General features: G+C 38.9%; 8 protein-coding genes. 6 read left to right on the forward strand and 2 right to left on the reverse strand.

Translation table 11 applies throughout. From position 1 onward, the window contains the following. Positions 1–30: 30 nt before the first annotated feature. The 6 genes from pheT to PVV69_RS02935 all read left to right on the forward strand — a co-directional run bounded on the left by pheT (position 31) and on the right by PVV69_RS02935 (position 7,013). Positions 31–2,445, forward strand: coding sequence for a phenylalanine--tRNA ligase subunit beta (gene pheT / locus PVV69_RS02910; RefSeq protein WP_273756376.1), 2,415 nt, complete (start codon positions 31–33; stop codon positions 2,443–2,445). 288 nt (positions 2,446–2,733) lie between these two features. Beyond that, positions 2,734–3,642, forward strand: coding sequence for a metal ABC transporter substrate-binding protein (locus PVV69_RS02915; protein ID WP_273720234.1), 909 nt, complete (start codon positions 2,734–2,736; stop codon positions 3,640–3,642). Next, complete coding sequence (locus tag PVV69_RS02920) at positions 3,639–4,469, forward strand: manganese/iron ABC transporter ATP-binding protein (protein WP_273720233.1); 831 nt, start codon at positions 3,639–3,641, stop codon at positions 4,467–4,469. Before PVV69_RS02915 ends, PVV69_RS02920 begins: the two co-directional genes overlap by 4 nt. After that, positions 4,466–5,332 (forward strand): metal ABC transporter permease, encoded by an 867-nt coding sequence (locus tag PVV69_RS02925; RefSeq protein WP_273756377.1) that lies wholly within the window; start codon positions 4,466–4,468, stop codon positions 5,330–5,332. Before PVV69_RS02920 ends, PVV69_RS02925 begins: the two co-directional genes overlap by 4 nt. Then, positions 5,329–6,234 (forward strand): metal ABC transporter permease, encoded by a 906-nt coding sequence (locus PVV69_RS02930; protein ID WP_273720229.1) that lies wholly within the window; start codon positions 5,329–5,331, stop codon positions 6,232–6,234. Before PVV69_RS02925 ends, PVV69_RS02930 begins: the two co-directional genes overlap by 4 nt. A 392-nt stretch (positions 6,235–6,626) precedes the next feature. Further along, on the forward strand, positions 6,627–7,013 hold the full coding sequence (locus PVV69_RS02935; protein ID WP_273756378.1) for a YbaN family protein: 387 nt from the start codon (positions 6,627–6,629) through the stop codon (positions 7,011–7,013). A 624-nt stretch (positions 7,014–7,637) separates the two neighbouring features. Here PVV69_RS02935 and pncB read toward each other — a convergent pair. Both pncB and PVV69_RS02945 read right to left on the reverse strand, forming a co-directional pair. Then, positions 7,638–8,933 (reverse strand): nicotinate phosphoribosyltransferase, encoded by a 1,296-nt coding sequence (gene pncB / locus PVV69_RS02940; protein ID WP_273756379.1) that lies wholly within the window; start codon positions 8,931–8,933, stop codon positions 7,638–7,640. Between the two features lie 150 nt (positions 8,934–9,083). Beyond that, the gene (locus tag PVV69_RS02945) at positions 9,084–17,645 is read right to left on the reverse strand and encodes a GH36-type glycosyl hydrolase domain-containing protein (RefSeq protein WP_273756416.1); all 8,562 of its coding nucleotides are present in this window, start codon (positions 17,643–17,645) and stop codon (positions 9,084–9,086) included. Positions 17,646–17,775 lie beyond the last annotated feature (130 nt).

Genomic DNA, 17,775 nt, shown 5'->3' on the forward strand with positions numbered 1-17,775 from the left:
TTGTCAGAAGCTTTAATGTGAGGTTTTAAAATGAAATTTACATTGTCGTGGATAAAAGATCATTTAGAAACAGATGCATCTTTGGATGAAATTTGTGAGAAGCTAACGGCTATAGGTCTTGAGGTTGATCATGTTGATGACCGTTCTTCTTTAAAAGCTTTTGTCATTGCGAAAGTTTTAACGGCAGTAAAACATCCTGATGCAGATAAACTTCAGATTTTATCGGTAGATACAGGAACTGGTATACCTATACAAGTTATTTGTGGGGCACCAAATGCACGTGCTGGGCTTGTGGGTGTTCTTGCTTTACCAGACACTTATGTACCAGGACTTGATGTAACGCTATCGGTAGGAAAAATTCGCGGTGTTGAAAGTTTTGGGATGATGTGTTCATGGGCCGAGCTTGAATTATCAGGTGAACAGGATGGGATTATCGAGCTTCCAAAAGACGCACCTATTGGGGAAACCTTTGCGGTTTACAGCGGTTTAGATGATCCAATTATTGATATTGGTTTGACTCCAAATCGTTCTGATTGCACAGGTGTTCGCGGTATTGCCCGTGATCTTGCTGCTGCTGGAATTGGAAAATTAAAAGAATTATCCTTACCACAATTCGACGCGAGCTTTGAGACATCGCTTGATGTTTCTGTAGATTTTTCGCAAAGCGCACCTTTATGTTTAGGTTTTGCTTGGCGTGAAATGTGTGATGTTCAAAATGGTGCATCGCCGCAATGGATGCAACAACGTTTAAATGCCATAGGTTTAAGACCGATTAATGCGCTGGTGGATATGACCAATTACATCAGTTTTGATCTTGGTCGTCCGCTTCATGTTTTTGATGCCGATAAAATTAAAGGCAATTTGCATGTACGTTGTGCACGTGAAGGTGAACAGCTTCAAGCGCTTAATGGAAAAATCTATCATTTGAGTGTTAAAGATTGTGTCATTGCCGATGAAGAGGGGGTTGTTTCCATTGCTGGTATCATGGGTGGTGAAAGAACAAGTTGTGATGAAACGACGCGGCGCGTTATTATCGAGTCAGCGCTTTGGGATGCACGGAGCATTGCGCGGACTGGTCGTGCATTAGGTCTTATTAGTGATGCCCGTTATCGATTTGAAAGGGGTGTTGATCCAGCTTTTATGGAAACAGGGCTTGAGTTTGCAACAGAATTAGCTCTACGCCTTTGCGGTGGTGAAGTATCTAAGAAGAGGGTTGTTGGTTATCAGCAACCAGAAGTCAAACAGATTGCTTTCCCCTTTTCTGAAATTAAACGTTTAACAAATTTGCCAATAGAGCGTGAAGAAGCCGTAACTATATTAACAAAGCTTGGATTTTGCATTGAAGGAAAGGGAGATATAGTTACGGTTAAAGTACCAACATGGCGCCCTGATATTGCTGGTAAAGCTGATTTAGTGGAAGAGGTGATGAGGATTTATGGGCTAGATAAAATTAAACCTATTCCATTGGAAAATTTTACAGAGAACACAGGTCCGATTTTAACAGTCTCACAACTTCGTGCTCGTATTACGCGTTTGGTTTTAGCGCATCGTGGTATGAAGGAGGCTGTGACTTGGTCTTTTATTTCTGAAAAACAGGCACTGGCTTTTGGAGGTGGTCAAGCACAGCTTAAATTAATAAATCCTATTTCTGCTGATATGTCCGTTATGCGTCCTTCTCTTTTGCCTGGTTTGTTGGTGGCGGCACAGCGCAATGCTGATCGTGGTTTTCCAGATCTTGCTTTGTTTGAAGTTTCCAATATCTATGAGGGTGATACTCCCGATAAGCAACAGCGTATTGCCGGTGGTATTCGTCGTGGAACGGAGCGATTTGAAGGGGCAGGACGCTTTTGGCATGGAAATGCGGCAGCAGTTGATGTTTTTGATGCAAAAGCTGATGCATTGGCTGTTTTAGAAGCATGTGGTATAGAGAATGGCAAGCTACAAATTGAAGTTGGAGCACCTGATTGGTATCATCCTGGCCGTTCGGGGGTCATAAAGCTTGGATCAAAGATTAATCTTGGTTTTTTTGGCGTTTTTCATCCTGCTACATTGGAAAAACTAGATGTCAGTGGTCCTGTCTGTGGTTTTGAAATTTTTCTTGATCAAATTCCAGAGTCAAAGAAAAAAGCAACAAAAAGTCGTCCTCCATTGAAATTATCGCCTTTTCAAATGGTGCGGCGTGATTTTGCCTTTGTCGTCGATAAAACGGTTACTTCTTCTCTTATCATGCGTGCCGCGAGTGGAGCGGACAAAAAGCTTATTCATTCTGTACAGGTTTTTGATATTTTTGAAGATTCAAGCCTTGGTGAAGATAAAAAATCTGTTGCCATTGAAATAACTCTTCAACCCATGGAACGGACTCTAACAGATGAAGATCTAGAAGTGCTTGCCTTAAAAGTGGTGGAAAATGTCACGAAGGTGACAGGCGCATATTTGCGCTGTTGAGTATTCTTGTCTTCTCTTGGACGCTTTTATAAATTGGGAGCATTTTTGAATGTTCCCTTTTTGCATTCAAGAGCTATAGAGCTTCTTGAAAGATGATTTTTTTATCAAAGCAGGCTCACTTTAAATCATTAAGTTTTTCAAGATGAAAAAGGCTGTTTTAAACATCTTGAAAAGTTATTATTTCTGATAATCTTTCATTGCAAATATAAAATATAACTGTTATTGCTAAATGATAATGCAAATTATTCGCAATAATGAGAGAGGGCATATGAAGGAAAGAGAGAAGCAATGAAGATAAGAACGTTTTTCACTATAGTTTTTGGGAGTCTTGTTTTTTTTACCCCCAATTTTGCTTTGTGTGCTGGTAAATTTAAAGCTGTTACGACATTCACGATCATTGCTGATATGGCGCGCAATGTAGCGGGTGATGCTGCTGATGTTGAATCAATCACGAAACCAGGTGCTGAAATTCATGAATATCAACCCACCCCTCGCGATCTTATGCGCGCACAAGGAGCCAACCTTGTATTGTGGAATGGGTTAGAATTGGAGCTTTGGTTTGAAAAGTTTTTTCAAAATATCAAGGATGTTCCAAGTGTGGTCGTTTCAAAAGGTGTTGTACCCATTAAAATTGGTGAAGGTCCCTTTAGCGGTAAGCCCAATCCTCATGCTTGGATGTCACCCACTTCTGCTCTGATCTACGTTGATAATATTCGCGACGCTTTTGTAAAGTATGATCCTGAGAATGCTGCTATTTATAAAGAAAATGCCGAAATTTATAAGCAGAAGATTCGCGCAACAATTGATCCAATCAGGACTGCATTAGAAGCAGTACCGCAAGATAAGCGTTGGCTTGTCACCAGTGAGGGTGCATTTAGCTATTTAGCGCGTGATTTTGATCTAAAAGAACTTTATTTATGGCCCATTAACGCTGATCAGCAAGGAACACCACAGCAGGTTAAGCATGTTATTGATATGGTCCGTAAATATAATATCCATGCTGTTTTTTCTGAAAGCACTATTTCTCCAGCGCCTGCTAAGCAAGTTGCCAGTGAAACAGGGGCTAAATACGGTGGTGTGCTTTATGTTGACTCTCTGAGTGAGAAGAATGGTGAAGTACCAACCTATATTGATTTATTACGCGTCACAAGTGGGCGTATTAGCAATGCCTTATTAGAGGGAGTAAAAAGCCAATGAAGAGATCTGGAATATTTGCCCAAGGAGTAACGGTAACTTATCGTAATGGACACACAGCTTTACGTGAAGTGAATTTTGAAAGTCCAACAGGTTCTATTACGGCATTGGTTGGCGTAAATGGATCAGGTAAGTCAACGTTATTTAAAGCGATTATGGGGTTTGTCCGCCCCTCAAAAGGGAAAATTCGCATGCTTGGTTTGCCTGTTGATACGGCTTTGAAAAAAAACCTTATTGCTTATGTTCCCCAGAGTGAAGATGTTGATTGGAATTTTCCTGTTCTCGTTGAAGATGTTGTCTTGATGGGGCGGTATGGTCACATGAATTTCTTTCGTTATGCACGGGCACGAGATTATGAAGCTGTTCGTATTGCCTTAGAACGGGTTGATATGTTGGCATTTGCCAAGCGCCAAATTGGCGAACTTTCTGGTGGGCAAAAGAAGCGTGTTTTTCTAGCACGCGCTCTTGCCCAGCAGGCAAAAGCGATTTTATTAGATGAGCCATTTACAGGGGTTGATGTCACAACAGAAGATAAAATCATTGCTTTATTACAGGATCTTCGTAAAGAGGGAGCAGTGATATTAGTTTCTACACATAATTTAGGTTCTATTCGTGAGTTTTGTGACCACACAGTTTTAATCAAGGGAACGGTTTTGGCTTCTGGATTAACTGAAACCGTCTTTACAAAGGAAAATCTGGAAAAAACCTTTGGTGGTGCTTTGCATCATCATATTTTTGATCTTCAAGCTGTGAACAAAAATGATGGTTTCACGGGTGCAAACCGCTCTGTCGTTCATGAGAATGTTCAAAGAATGGAGCACGTTGCATGATTTCTTGGTTGTTTGAGCCACTGAGCTATCAGTATATGGTTAATGCGATGTGGGTTTCTGGATTAGTTGGGTGTGTTTGTGCCTTTCTTTCTGCATTTTTGATGTTAAAAGGTTGGTCGCTTATTGGTGATGCACTTTCCCATTCGATTGTTCCTGGTGTAGCAGGGGCTTACCTTTTAGGTTTACCTTTTTCACTTGGAGCTTTTTTTTCTGGTGGGCTTGCAGCAGCAGCGATGCTGTTTTTTAATCAACGGACAAAACTAAAAGAAGACACGATTATTGGTCTCATTTTTTCTTCTTTTTTTGCTTTTGGATTATTTCTTAAATCATTAAAGCCAATGGCTGTGAATATTGATACAATTGTTTTAGGAAATATTTTAGCAGTGAGTTCATCAGATATTATCCAATTGGCTTTTATTGGTTTTTTCTCTTTGCTTATATTGCTGTTAAAATGGAAAGATCTTCTTGTTTCTTTATTTGATGAGACGCATGCACGTGCCATTGGACTGAATGTAAAGTTTTTAAAGATTCTCTTTTTCACCTTGCTTGCCGCTTGTACTGTTGCTGCTATGCAAACAGTTGGAGCATTTTTGGTCATTTGCCTTGTGGTGACGCCTGGGGCAACAGCTTATCTTTTAAGTGATCGTTTTGTAAATGTTTTGATCATTGCAGTTATAATTGGGACATTCACAAGCGTATTAGGTGTTTATGTGAGTTACTTTTTAAATGCGCAAACAGGTGGTGTTGTTGTGCTTTTTCAAGCATTTTTGTTTATGTTAGCTTTTATTTTTGCTCCTAAGCACGGTTTTATTGCTGCACGTTTGCGTATAAATGCGGCCAAAAAAGGTGTGATATTGTCATGATTGATCAATTACTACTTCCTTTTCAATTTTCTTTTATGTTGAAAGGCATGCTTATTGTCATGATCCTTTCTGTTCCTATGGCAATGCTTTCTTGTTTTCTGATTTTGAAAGGATGGGCACTGTTAGGCGACGCTATTTCCCATGCTGTTTTTCCTGGTGTTGTTGTTGGTTATATGACGACACCGTGGGTGATAGCATTTTTGACTTCTTTACCGTTTGCTTGGCTTCAGCATATGCGTTCAGAAAACATTACAATGACTTTGATTACTTGTGGTGCTTTTGTTGCAGGCATGGTGTGTGCGCTTGCAACAGGTTTTTTAGGAAGCAATAGCCGCATCAAACAAGATACGGTGATGGGAGTTGTTTTTTCATCGATGTTTGGTTTAGGGCTTGTTTTGGCCACATCTATTTATAGCAGTTTAGATTTGAATCATATTCTATTTGGTAATCTATTGGGTGTTAACTGGCTTGATATTACACAGACGGCAATCATTTCTGCTATTGTCACCTTTATTTTAGCAGCAAAATGGCGCGATTTTATGCTGTATATTTTTGATTCCGTTCAAGGTCGTGCCATGGGATTGCGAATATCATTACTTCACTATACTCTCTTAACAATGATTTCTCTCACGATTGTTGCAGCTTTGAAAGCTGTAGGTATTGTTCTGGTTATTTCGTTACTCATAGCACCAGGAGCAATTGCTTATCTTATTACAAAGCGATTTTCTTTTATGTTGGTGATTGCTATACTTGTTGCAAGTTTTTCTGGTTTTTTAGGAATTTATCTCAGTTTGTTTATTGGCTCTGATTCCGCTTCTACGATCGTGTTGATTTTGACATTGATTTTTATTGCTATTTTCATGTCGATTTTTTTTCGTCGCGCTACGATTCAAGAAATTTGAGGTTGCTAAAGTTCATGCATATCAGCCATGCATTTTTGTGTATTGTCTCTCATGTTTGTTTTAACTAGAAAGCATCCGGCTAGGTTATTTTCCTCCTAACACCTAGCGAATGGGTGCAGTATGTATTCTCCCCCCAACACTGCATTCGTAATTAAGAGGCTGCATTGATTTATTCTGCAGCCTTTTTATTTTATCTTTTTCTAAAAATTTATTCATATTTCTTGAAAATTTAAAAATGATCATCATATTGCGTAAGCTGTTTTTGCTTTAGAAGAAGTTATCAAAAAAAATACACTTGCGAATAAAGTCGTATAAAAGATTGTGCTCTAGAGCATGCGAAAAGCAGAAAAATATGGAGAGTGATCTTATATGGAGAGAAATAGTACGAGAGGATGAAAAAAGATTTTAAAATATCTCACCCTTTGCGTATTTGCTATTATGTAGCAGGTTGGGCAATGATTATATTGGCTGTTATCGGTATAATATTACCTATTATGCCAACTGTGCCATTTTTATTAATTGCTTCATGGTGTTTTGCTCGTTCATCGCCACGTTTTCATCGTTGGCTGAATAATCATCGTATTTTCGGTCCACCCATTAAGCAATGGGAAGAAAAGAGAGCTATTTCCACATTTGTTAAAGTTTTGGCATTGATGAGTATTGCAGGTGGTTTTTTATCTTTTCTAGTGATAACGCATCCTGCTTTGTGGCTTGCTTTATTGGTTGCTGCACTTTTACTGTTTATTGTTATTTATATTGTAACGCGTCCATCTTCGTAATGATAGAAAGTAAAGGACTTATAAATCGAGCAGTTTTTTGACTCCAAAATTTGAGGGAAATGCTTACATAACAAGGATATCTATAAGATAATGCTTTTGGGACAATTTATTATAAGATAACATGTTGGTGAAATAATTGTATGAAAAAAAGGATTATGTGCAAATACCTTAACTAAATACGCGTTACATTGATAAGAGATGAGAGCTATGTTCAGAGGGGGGTATTTCTGCAAGTAAATGATGAATAAAATCTACATTCACTCTATCCATCAGTGATGTATTTTACCCTCTTTTAGTTTTCAATATTTTCCATGAATAGTATAATGAGAGCTCTTTTAAGCGTCATCATTTTTTTATTTATAAAGTAACAGACCAGCTATTATCCAAAGCTTGTTCTCATGTTATATGTATTTTTACCTTACAGAGAGTTCAGAGAAAGTAATATAGTCTCTTTTCAAGAATTTTTTATGCATAGATTCATTCTTTTTATGACATACAACTAACAGATTTTTTATATAATTAAAAACATCTGAAATGAGAAATTGTTTTATGTTGTGTTTTCAAGCTGGAATGATAAATGATAATGAATATATTCATTTTTAAATTTAGTGAGAAGCTAAGTTTTTATAGATCTCGCCTACGTTTTTCATTGCCAAAAAAATTGAGATAACGCTGTACTTCTTGTGGATCACCAATGGTTTTTTCAGGATTATCTGAAAGTTTTACGGCTGGTCGACCATTGGCATGGGTGACTTTACAAACAAGGGAAAGGGCATCAAAAGTTTCGATTTCTTGGGGGGAACAGCCTGCAAAATCATTCGTCAAGTCTGTTCCCCAGCCAAAGCTCATGCGTACTCTTCCATGGAAATGGTAATAGGTTTTTTCGATTGTATCGACGTCAAGTGCATCAGAAAAAATTAATAATTTTTCATGTGGATCTTTTCCCTTTTCTTTCCACCATTGAATAATGCGTTCACCTCCCTTGATGGGAGGAGCACTGTCAGGTCTGAAACCTGTCCAGTCAGAGACCCAATCTGGTGCATTGCGCAAAAATGCTTCTGTGCCGAAAGTATCGGGCAAAACAATGAGAAGATTTCCACCGTAATAGCGATTCCAATCTTGCAAGACTTTATAGGGCACTCTGTGTAGATCATCATCATTTTCTGCAAGAGCAGCAATAACCATGGGTAATTCATGGGCATTGGTTCCAAGAGCTTCTAAATCTGTATCCATGGCTAAAAGAACATTAGAAGTTCCGGTAAAAGAATTGCCAATACCTTCTTTTAATGCTTCAACACACCATCGTTGCCATAAAAAAGAATGACGACGCCTTGTCCCAAAATCAGATATTTTAATATCAGGTAATTTTTTAAGGCGTTCAACTTTACTCCACATTTTTGCTTTAGCGCGTGCATAAAGCACATCGAGAGCAAAACGATCGAGGTTTTTCATAGCGGCACGTGAACGTAATTCACTGATAATAGCAAGAGCAGGGATTTCCCACATGGAGCTATGAGCCCATGGACCATGAAAATGAAGGATATATTGGCCATCTTTGCGGGTAAGTTCATATTCTGGGAGTTGAAAGTTTTCAAGCCAATGAAGAAAATCTGGTTCGAAAATTTGTTTACGCCCATAAAATGTATTACCAGCAAGCCAAATCATTTCTTTTTTTGTAAAGCGCAAGCTCAAGGCATGATCAAGTTGAGCACGCAGCTCATTCTCATCAATATCATCGGCAAGACGTATTGTTTTGCTGCGGTTTATGAGGGAGAAGGTAACATTGACATGAGGATAAAGCCCCCAGATCATCTGTACCATAAGAAGTTTATAAAAATCCGTATCGAGCAATGAACGAATAATAGGATCAAGTTTCCAGGTATGATTGTAAACACGCCTCGCAATATCTGGATGATTCATAACCCTCGTTCTTTCAGTCTCGTAGAATATAAAATCACTTGTGCTCCAACAAAATCCATATAGGCCAATAAAATACATATAGGAATGAGAGAAACTATAACAACTCTAAGGTTTGGGGCAAGAATAAAAAAACTTTTATCTTTTCTGTTTTTAACGTTTAAGAATGCGTATGATCTCATGTCGTCCGGTTTTTTCCAACTTTATCCCTGCTTGAATATGAGCATATTTTTTCCCATCAACATGAAGCATATTTTCAACTCCCCATTTTACGGTAATGGTATAAACAGCCTCATGAAATTTCATTTTTGCTTCATATTCAGACCATGAAGAAGGTAAATGTGGATCTAAGAATAATTGATCATCTTGACGATTAATTCCAAGAATGGCTTGTGTTGCGGCCCGGTAGAACCAGCCTGCCGAACCTGTATACCATGTCCAACCACCTTGCCCACGATATGGTTCAATGGCGTAAATATCTGCGGCCATGACATAAGGTTCAACACGATAAATTTCAGGATTTTGTCCATGAGTAATCGGGTTAATCGCAGAAAATAAAGCATAAGCTTTATCGCTTTCACCCATTTGCGCAAGCGCCAAAATACTCCAAATAGCACCATGCGTATATTGACCACCATTTTCTCGAATACCTGGAGGATAACCTTTAATATAGCCGGGTTCGAGAGTTGTTTTATCAAAAGGTGGCCAGAAAAGACGTATAAGACCGCTTTTTTCATCATACAGCTGTTCAAGCATTGATGCCATTGCTTGTTTTTGTCGCTCAAGCGATGCCATTTGCGAAATAACAGCCCAAGATTGAGCAATGGTATCAATTTTACATTCATCATTTATTTGAGAGCCAAGAGGTGTGCCATCATCAAAATAACCACGTCGATACCAAGCACCATCCCAACCGTTTTCTTCTAAGGATTTTGTTAAACGTTCAAGATATGCACTCCATTTTGCAACACGGGTGTTGTCACTCTGTTTTTTGGCAAGGGGGATAAATGTTTGTAGTGTGGTACCAAGAAACCATCCCAACCACGTGCTTTCACCTTTTCCTTTAATACCTACCAAATTCATGCCATCATTCCAATCTCCGCCTAAAATAAGAGGAAGTCCATGTGGTCCACAGCGTTTGATAGCAAGATCTAAAGCCAAAGCACAATGTTCATAAATTGTGGCGACCTTTAAGGATTGTATGGGCTTAAAATAAGCGTCTTGTTGTTCATTGTTGAGAGTATCTCCTTCAATAAAAGCAATAGGGGTATCAAGAAATATGCTATCACCAGTGGTGTTGACATAAAGCGCTGTGCCATAAGCAAGCCACACAATATCATCAGAAATACGCGTGCGAACACCGGCATTTGTATCAGGCAACCACCAATGTTGTACATCGCCTTCGAGAAATTGATGTGCTGCGGCGTTTAACAATTGTTCACGCGCCAGTTTTGGATTCAATAATAATAAGGACAAGCTGTCTTGTAACTGGTCGCGAAAGCCAAATGCACCACTTGCTTGATAAAAGGCAGCGCGTGCCATCATACGGCAAGCGTAAATTTGATAAGGAAGCCAATGATTGACCATAAGATCAAAAGAGGGGTCAGGTGTTTTAACTTGGAATGGGGAAACAAAATCATCCCATTGCTGTTTTTGTTGTGTGAGCAGAATTTCAAAATCTCTTGCACGCACGTTGTCTAGTAAATTTTCCGCTTCTTGCCTATTTTCAGCACTGCCAAGATAGAAAATGATTTCTTTTGTTTGCCCTGGGTGAAGATCAATATCATAGGAAAATGCTGAACAAGGATCACAGCCTGCTTCAACTGTATTTGAAAGAGCATCTGCGTTACGGATCGCGTGAGGATGTGTCACTGTTCCCGTTAGACCGATAAATTCAGTGCGATCAGTAGTCGTACTTGTTGGTATTTGGGAAGCAGACAAAAATGCCACTTGTTGAGATTTGTCGATGTGGTAGGGATTTTGGATAAAATGTGCACCACGTATAGGATCATAACAGGGGAGTATGAAAGGTGCATATTTTGTACGGACATTACCCAAAACCCATTCAACATAATTATAAAGGCGTAAACTGCGTGTTTTTTTCCCACTATTTTTAAGGGTAAGCCGTGAAAGACGTACAGGTTTTTCTGGATAGAGTATATGGGTGAGCTCTAAGGCGATCTCTGTATGTGTAGATTTAAAGGTTGAAAATCCAAAACCGTGGCAAGCCTCATAGACAACATTTTCATCACATTCAACGGCAGAAACGGGTGAGAACCGTTTTAAAGAAAGGCGGTCTACAAGATAAAGTGCTTCTCCTGGACGGTTAGAAATGGGATCATTACTCCAAGGGGTTAGTTGATAATCACGGCTATTATTTGCCCAAGTAAAGAGTGCTCCTTCAGCAGAGACATGGAAGCCAAAGTTTTTATGAGCAATGATGTTAATCCATGGTTGTGGTGTGGTGGTATGCCCATGAAGACGTATTACATAATGATTATGATGATTAAATCCACCATAACCATTCCAATATTTTAGATCATTTCCCTCAATGGGGAGAGGTGAAGTTTTTTGTTGACCGATAAGACCAAGAGAAGCAAAAAGGCTTTGCTCCGTTGATATTATACTTTGTCGTTCTTGATTATGTTTTGGGTCGTTTAATTGATAATAGGATTCTTGATGGCTCTTATGGATGGTGAGATCAAAGTCATTATTGTCAAGGTGTTTAAGTTGTTCAGACAAAGATCCATTTTGCGCATCAAGAATGACGCGTGCTGAGGCAAGAAGGGTTTTAAAACTCTGTTCATTCATTTGATCACGCCGAAGTGTGAAAATATGTTGGCGTTCATCTGTATCATGAATGTGATGGCGATAGGATTCGCATACCCATTCAATAGCATGTTGTGTATTTTGTATGTAGGAAAATGCCTGTTCATTAAGAATGACAAGATCAACAATAAGTCCACGCATACGCCAATATTCATGTGCTTTAAGAAGTTCACGTAGAACAGTGATATCTCCCTCATTATCTAATCTGAGAAGACAGAGCGGAATGTCTCCTGAAAGTGACATTGGCCAAAGATCAGATTGTTTACCAAGATTTTTTGCTAAGTTTTTTGGAGAAAGACGCCATGTTCGATCGAGATAGATAAGTGGTGTTGCATATTTTTGATAGGTAATAGCTTCTTTCAGATCGATACCACTTTGATAGAGCGAGACTTGTGAGCGTGTCCATGCCATTGAAAATTCTTGCTGGAATATATTGGGTTGCTGATAATGTTTAATATAATTGTGCAGTGTTTCTTTTGCATGAGCAGCAAAAGTCCAAAAAATGAGTTCAATTTTTTCGTGTGCTGGAATTTTTACACGGCATCGCAGTGAGATAATGGGATCAAGCACACAACCTTGACTGTTGCGAAAATGCGTATTGTTGTCAAATGCAGCAGGTCGATGAATAGATCGTCCTCGACCAATAAACAGTAAGCGGTCCGTTTCAGCTTCTGTTTCTTGGATATTATCACCAGTAACAAAATGGGCAATGTGGATTTCAGGGTCATTGGGAGAGCGTTTGCGCCTTTTAGCAAAAATTGTTCTTCTTCCCTTAGCAATTTCTGTTTCTATAAACAATCGCGAAAAAGCAGGATGAGCTTGGTCTACATCTATTGTTGCGAGAGCAAGTTCACCATAAGAGGTCACTTCAATGATACGCTCTTTGTTTGTTGTATTAATAAGTTGAAGACGTCTACCTTCACCGCACCCTTCAGATGTAATAAGACATTCAAGTGTTGATTTGATACCATCAACCATTTTTATATATTCAGCTTTTTCATCTGTAAAAATGCAGACTGCTTCTTCTCCGACAACACGTGTTGGCTCACCAGTTACAGACCACCAACGACCATTCTCTATATCACGGAGAAAGAACAAAATCCCTTGTTGATCTTCTGTTGCATCGGGAATAAAGCGCGTAATCGCATAATCATGCCAACGGCTGTAACCAGAACCGTTGGCTGTCAACATTGTAGAATAGGAACCATTGGACAAGAGCAAAGTTTCACGTGGTTTAAGCAGCGGGTTCTTGATAATACGCAAAGGAGCATCGTTGAATTCTTGATAATTATTACGCATGCGATGAATAACTTTGCTATGAATGATGGGAATTTGATGTGGTGCTCTTTCCTGTAATAAAAATTGGATTGCTTCAACAATTGGGTCACGGTGAAAGCGATCACGCATCCGCCCTTGAAAAATAACATTGTCGATAGCAAGAATAGACATGCCATGATGATGCGCATAATAATTACGTACCACAGCGTATTTTTCGCCTGTTTTCACGCGTGAAGGGGTAAAATCAAGAGAATCGTAATAACCATATGTTCCTAAAGCTCCAAGATTACGGAGATGTTTTAAATTGGTCACGGTTTGGTCAGGGACATATTGTGCTGCTAAAAGACTAGCATAGGGAGCAATAACGGTATTGCGTGAGAGACCACGTTGGAGACCGAGGCTTGGAACACCAAAATGAGCATATTGGTAATTCATTAACTGATCACGAGCGTTAAATGCAGCTTCTGAAATGCCCCAAGGTACTCCACGTTTATAGGCATATTGTATTTGATGATGAATGATCAGTCGATTGGTTTGATCGAGGAGAGATCCCAAAGGTTCGTGCATAATAAGGGATGGCATGAGATATTCGAACATGGAGCCAGACCATGATAACAATGCACCTTTCCAACCAATGGGGACGAGGAGTCGACCAAGATGAAACCAATGCTTCACTTTTATATCGCCTTTTGCGATAGCAAAAAGACTTGCAAGGCGCGCTTCTGAGGCGAGTAAATCATAACAATTTTCATCGAGTTTATTTTCTTGAACACGATACCCAATAGACAAAAGATGCCGTTCAGCTTGTTCTAAAAAGTCAAATTTCATATCGAAGGCAATTTGCCGAGCTTCTACAGCCAAACTAGTTAATTTTTGCGATAATTTGTCTCTGTTATAGCCGCTAGTAGCGTCATGGTGGTGAGCTTCACAGGTTTCTAAAAGACATTTTGCCCAAGAAAGTGTTTGAGAGGATTTTGTCGTTTGAACTTTTTGATGAAGTTCATCTATTAAGTGGATAAGATCACGAGCGATAAGTGATAGCTTGGTAAGCTGAGAAATGATGGTGTTTGGTGTTTCTACGACAGTACTCATACAATGATCAAAATTGGTGATGTGCTTTTCGATTTTTTGACGTAAGGAATGTAAAATAGGTTGATTATCCGGAATTTCTTTGACAGTTTCTTCCAAAAGAGCATGAACATCTCGCAAGCCGTCCAGATCACTTTGAATAAAAATATAAGGTTTTTCAGCCCATTTTCTTAAGGCTGAAGCAAGGGTCAGTAAATGGCCAGCAAGATTTCCTGAATCAACAGTTGATACATAAGTGGGTAAAAGAGGTTTGAGAGTATCCGTTTCATACCAGTTATAAAGATGCCCACGAAATTTTTCCATTTTTGCAAGAGAGCTTAATGTACTTTCAATGCGGGTAATGGTTTCTTTACAACTAATCCAGCCAAAGTCACGCGCAGCAATAACAGAAAGAAGATAAAGCCCAATATTGGTAGGAGATGTGCGTTGTGCAATCAGAGGTTCAGGATCTTCTTGAAAATTATCGGGGGGCAAATAATTGCTTTGCGCATTGACAAAGGTTGCATAGTAAAGCCATGTCCGTCGTGCAATAGAGCGTAGCGTTTTTTTATCTTCAAAAGAACTATGAAGAGTATCTTGAAATGTTGAAGGTTGACTCACAATCCATGCAATTAAGGGTGAAAAAAACCATGACAGACCAAACGGTAAGGCAATAAAGCTTGCAAAATTATGGGAAAAGAAAGGAAGTGCTATAGCAAGAAGCCCCATAAGTGTTGCTGACCACATTGTAAAGATATAGAAGTTCAGACTATTGGGAATAGATTTTGTTGCAGCAGAGGTTTTCCATTCAAGCAAGTGCTGTTTTGAAATCGTTATGCGATAAAGTGTGCGGATAATTGCATCAGTCATAAAATAAGCTGCATGAGCAAGAAATGTCATTTTAAGAAATATATTTGCGCCTGTCAGGGTCGTTTTATTGAAGATTAATTGAAAATACCCACGTAAAGAATCATCAATATTGGATGGAAAAAGCGTTTGTAAGATACTTAAAATTGGTGCAATGAAGAGACTAAAGAGCAAGAATGTTTGCCAAATAATTGCACTCTTTAATGGCAAAAGAGACCATCCAGCAAAGGCAGCAATGAGCCACATCAGTGGTGTGAGGGAACGGCGCAGATTATCTTGCATTTTCCAACGTGTCGTAGAGCTAATTTGACGAGGGAAAAAGAGATAAGGCAAGAGTTGCCAATCTCCACGAATCCAACGGTGATAACGTGCAATATCCATATTATAAGCTATTGGATAATCCTCAATGATTTCCACATCACTCACCAGTGCGGTACGTGCATATTCTCCTTCTAAAAGGTCATGACTAAGAACAGTATTTTCTTTAATTTTGCCATCAAGTGCTTGCTGAAATGCATCAAGATTATAAAGACCTTTGCCAATAAAAGTTCCTTCTCCCAAAAGGTCTTGATAGGTATCAGAAACAGCAAAGACATAAGGATCAATACCGCGATTGGTAGAAAAAACCCGTTGCAAAATTGATGTTTCTTTTCCTGTGGTAAGAGAAGGCGTAATACGGGGTTGTAAAATGCTATAGCCTTTTATAATCTTTTCATGGAGCGGATCAAAAGTATGACGGTTGAGCGGATGGTTCAGTTTTCCAACAAGTTTTGTGACACATTCAGGGGTTAGGCGTGTATCTGCGTCCAGCGTCATAACAAAACGGCAATCCATGGGAAGATGTGGGTTAGGGGGATAAAAGCTAGTGTTTTTATCACCTCTTAATAACAGATTGAGTTCGTGAAGTTTACCACGCTTTCGCTCCCATCCCATCCAGCATTTTTCGCTGGTATTATAAAGGCGTCGACGGTGTAAAAGGAAAAAAAGAGGGATATCATCACGATGATAACGACAATTAAGTTTATCGATACTCTTTTGTGCATAATACAGCAATTCAAGATCATCTTGCGTTTGTTCTAAGGGAGAATCTACCCAATCTGTGAGAAGTGCAAAATGGATGGCGCCTTTGGGATTGGAAAGGTAATGCACTTCAAGATTGCGCACTTGCTCATCAATATAATCACGTGAGGTGATTAAAGTAGGCACAACAACCATTGTGCGTGCATGTTCCGGAATCCCCTTTTTATATTCATAACCAATGAGTTGTTTTGAGGGAATAATCCATGAAACAACAGTGTTGAAAAAAGCAAAAGCAGCATCCATAGCAGGAAACAGCGCTAATGCAGTGAAAAGAAGAGATATCCAGAGTGTTTCAGATGTCTGTAAGAGAGCGTAGATTGTAAGCAAAAGGATAAGCGTGAGAAAAGAGACAGGAATAGTAATAATGCGTATCTTTGAAGAGCAGAAAAACCGTGCCCATTTTATAAGCAAAGGTGGAGTATAGCCACATGCTTTTTCAAAACTATGCTGCCCATCACCGATAAGGTACCACCCAACAGAGGAGTGCAGAAGTGTATTTTCAGAAGGAGAACGTGCTATTTCTATCGCTTTTCGTGCAACTTCCCATTCACTAAGGGGTGAAAAGCGAGCAATTTTTTCGATCACTTGTCGATAAATATTGCGTGAATGAGCATCAATTTCGGAAAAATCACTATTTTCATGCAAAATAGAGTCTACAGAACTAACAGTTTCAAACCATACTGTCCAATCAACATCACCAAGTGCTTTAAGGGAACGGATAATATTGCCCATGGTGACACCATCTGCTGCTTGGCGCATATGTTCATCAGTTGTGGCGATTTCTAGGCTACTGCCTTGGTTTTGTAATTGCTGTTCAAGCCAATTTAATGCGGTTGTTGAATCGACAGATGCACTACGCAGACGATAGAATAAATGGGCTGAAAAGTTTGGATAAACAGTAAATGGTGCATAACGAGTAAAAAGAGTATGTAATTTTGTTTCATTATCAGTGAGGGAAATTTTATCAGCAACTTTATGGGCAAGCTGGCGCATAGTGCGTGTTTGTTCAATACGCAGTGCAAGACGACGGACATTTTCAATGAGCAACATCTGTATAACAGAAGGAAGAGCCCATAATTCACCAATTTTGAGAGCACAAACTTCTTGAAATCCATTGATCATAGTCGTGAGTGTTTTTTGTGAAAATATGCTGTCCGTATGGGCAATATAAAGCCAAGCTAAAGCAAAGATACGTGGTATGTCTTCCTTTTGTTTATAAAGAGGAAGTTGTTTAATGAAGGACTTAGATAAGTTACGACGGAGTTGTTGTATTGTTTTGTCAATAGTATAATGATTATCAAGCAGCCATTGAGCAGATGGCGCCATGGTTTCATCGTTTCGAGCAGCAATATAACAGGTGTTAAAGACACGGAGAATAAGTTTAGCATTTTCATCCAACCTTTTGTGAAAATTATTTTCTCCTTTATATTCAGGAAGGAGGATTTCTTTTTTAGAGGCTATGTCATAGCCTAATTTATAAAGTTCATCCTGCGATTTATGAGTTGAACGAAGAGGAGCATTGGTCTGAGTCAAGTGATAGTTTTTTGTTGGCTGAGAAAAGAAATACTTTAGGAAAGATATTGTGAATGCCATATTATTAATATTCAATTATGTTATCTCTTTGTATTTAATAGGCTGTAAGCATTTTATCTTAATAATAAGTAGTTCATAGAAAAAAAATAAACTTTCTGTTTTTTTAAGAATATTTATAATTTTTAACGAG

It is taken from the genome of Bartonella sp. MM73XJBT, assembly GCF_028618465.1.
Taxonomy (GTDB): Bacteria; Pseudomonadota; Alphaproteobacteria; order Rhizobiales; family Rhizobiaceae; genus Bartonella.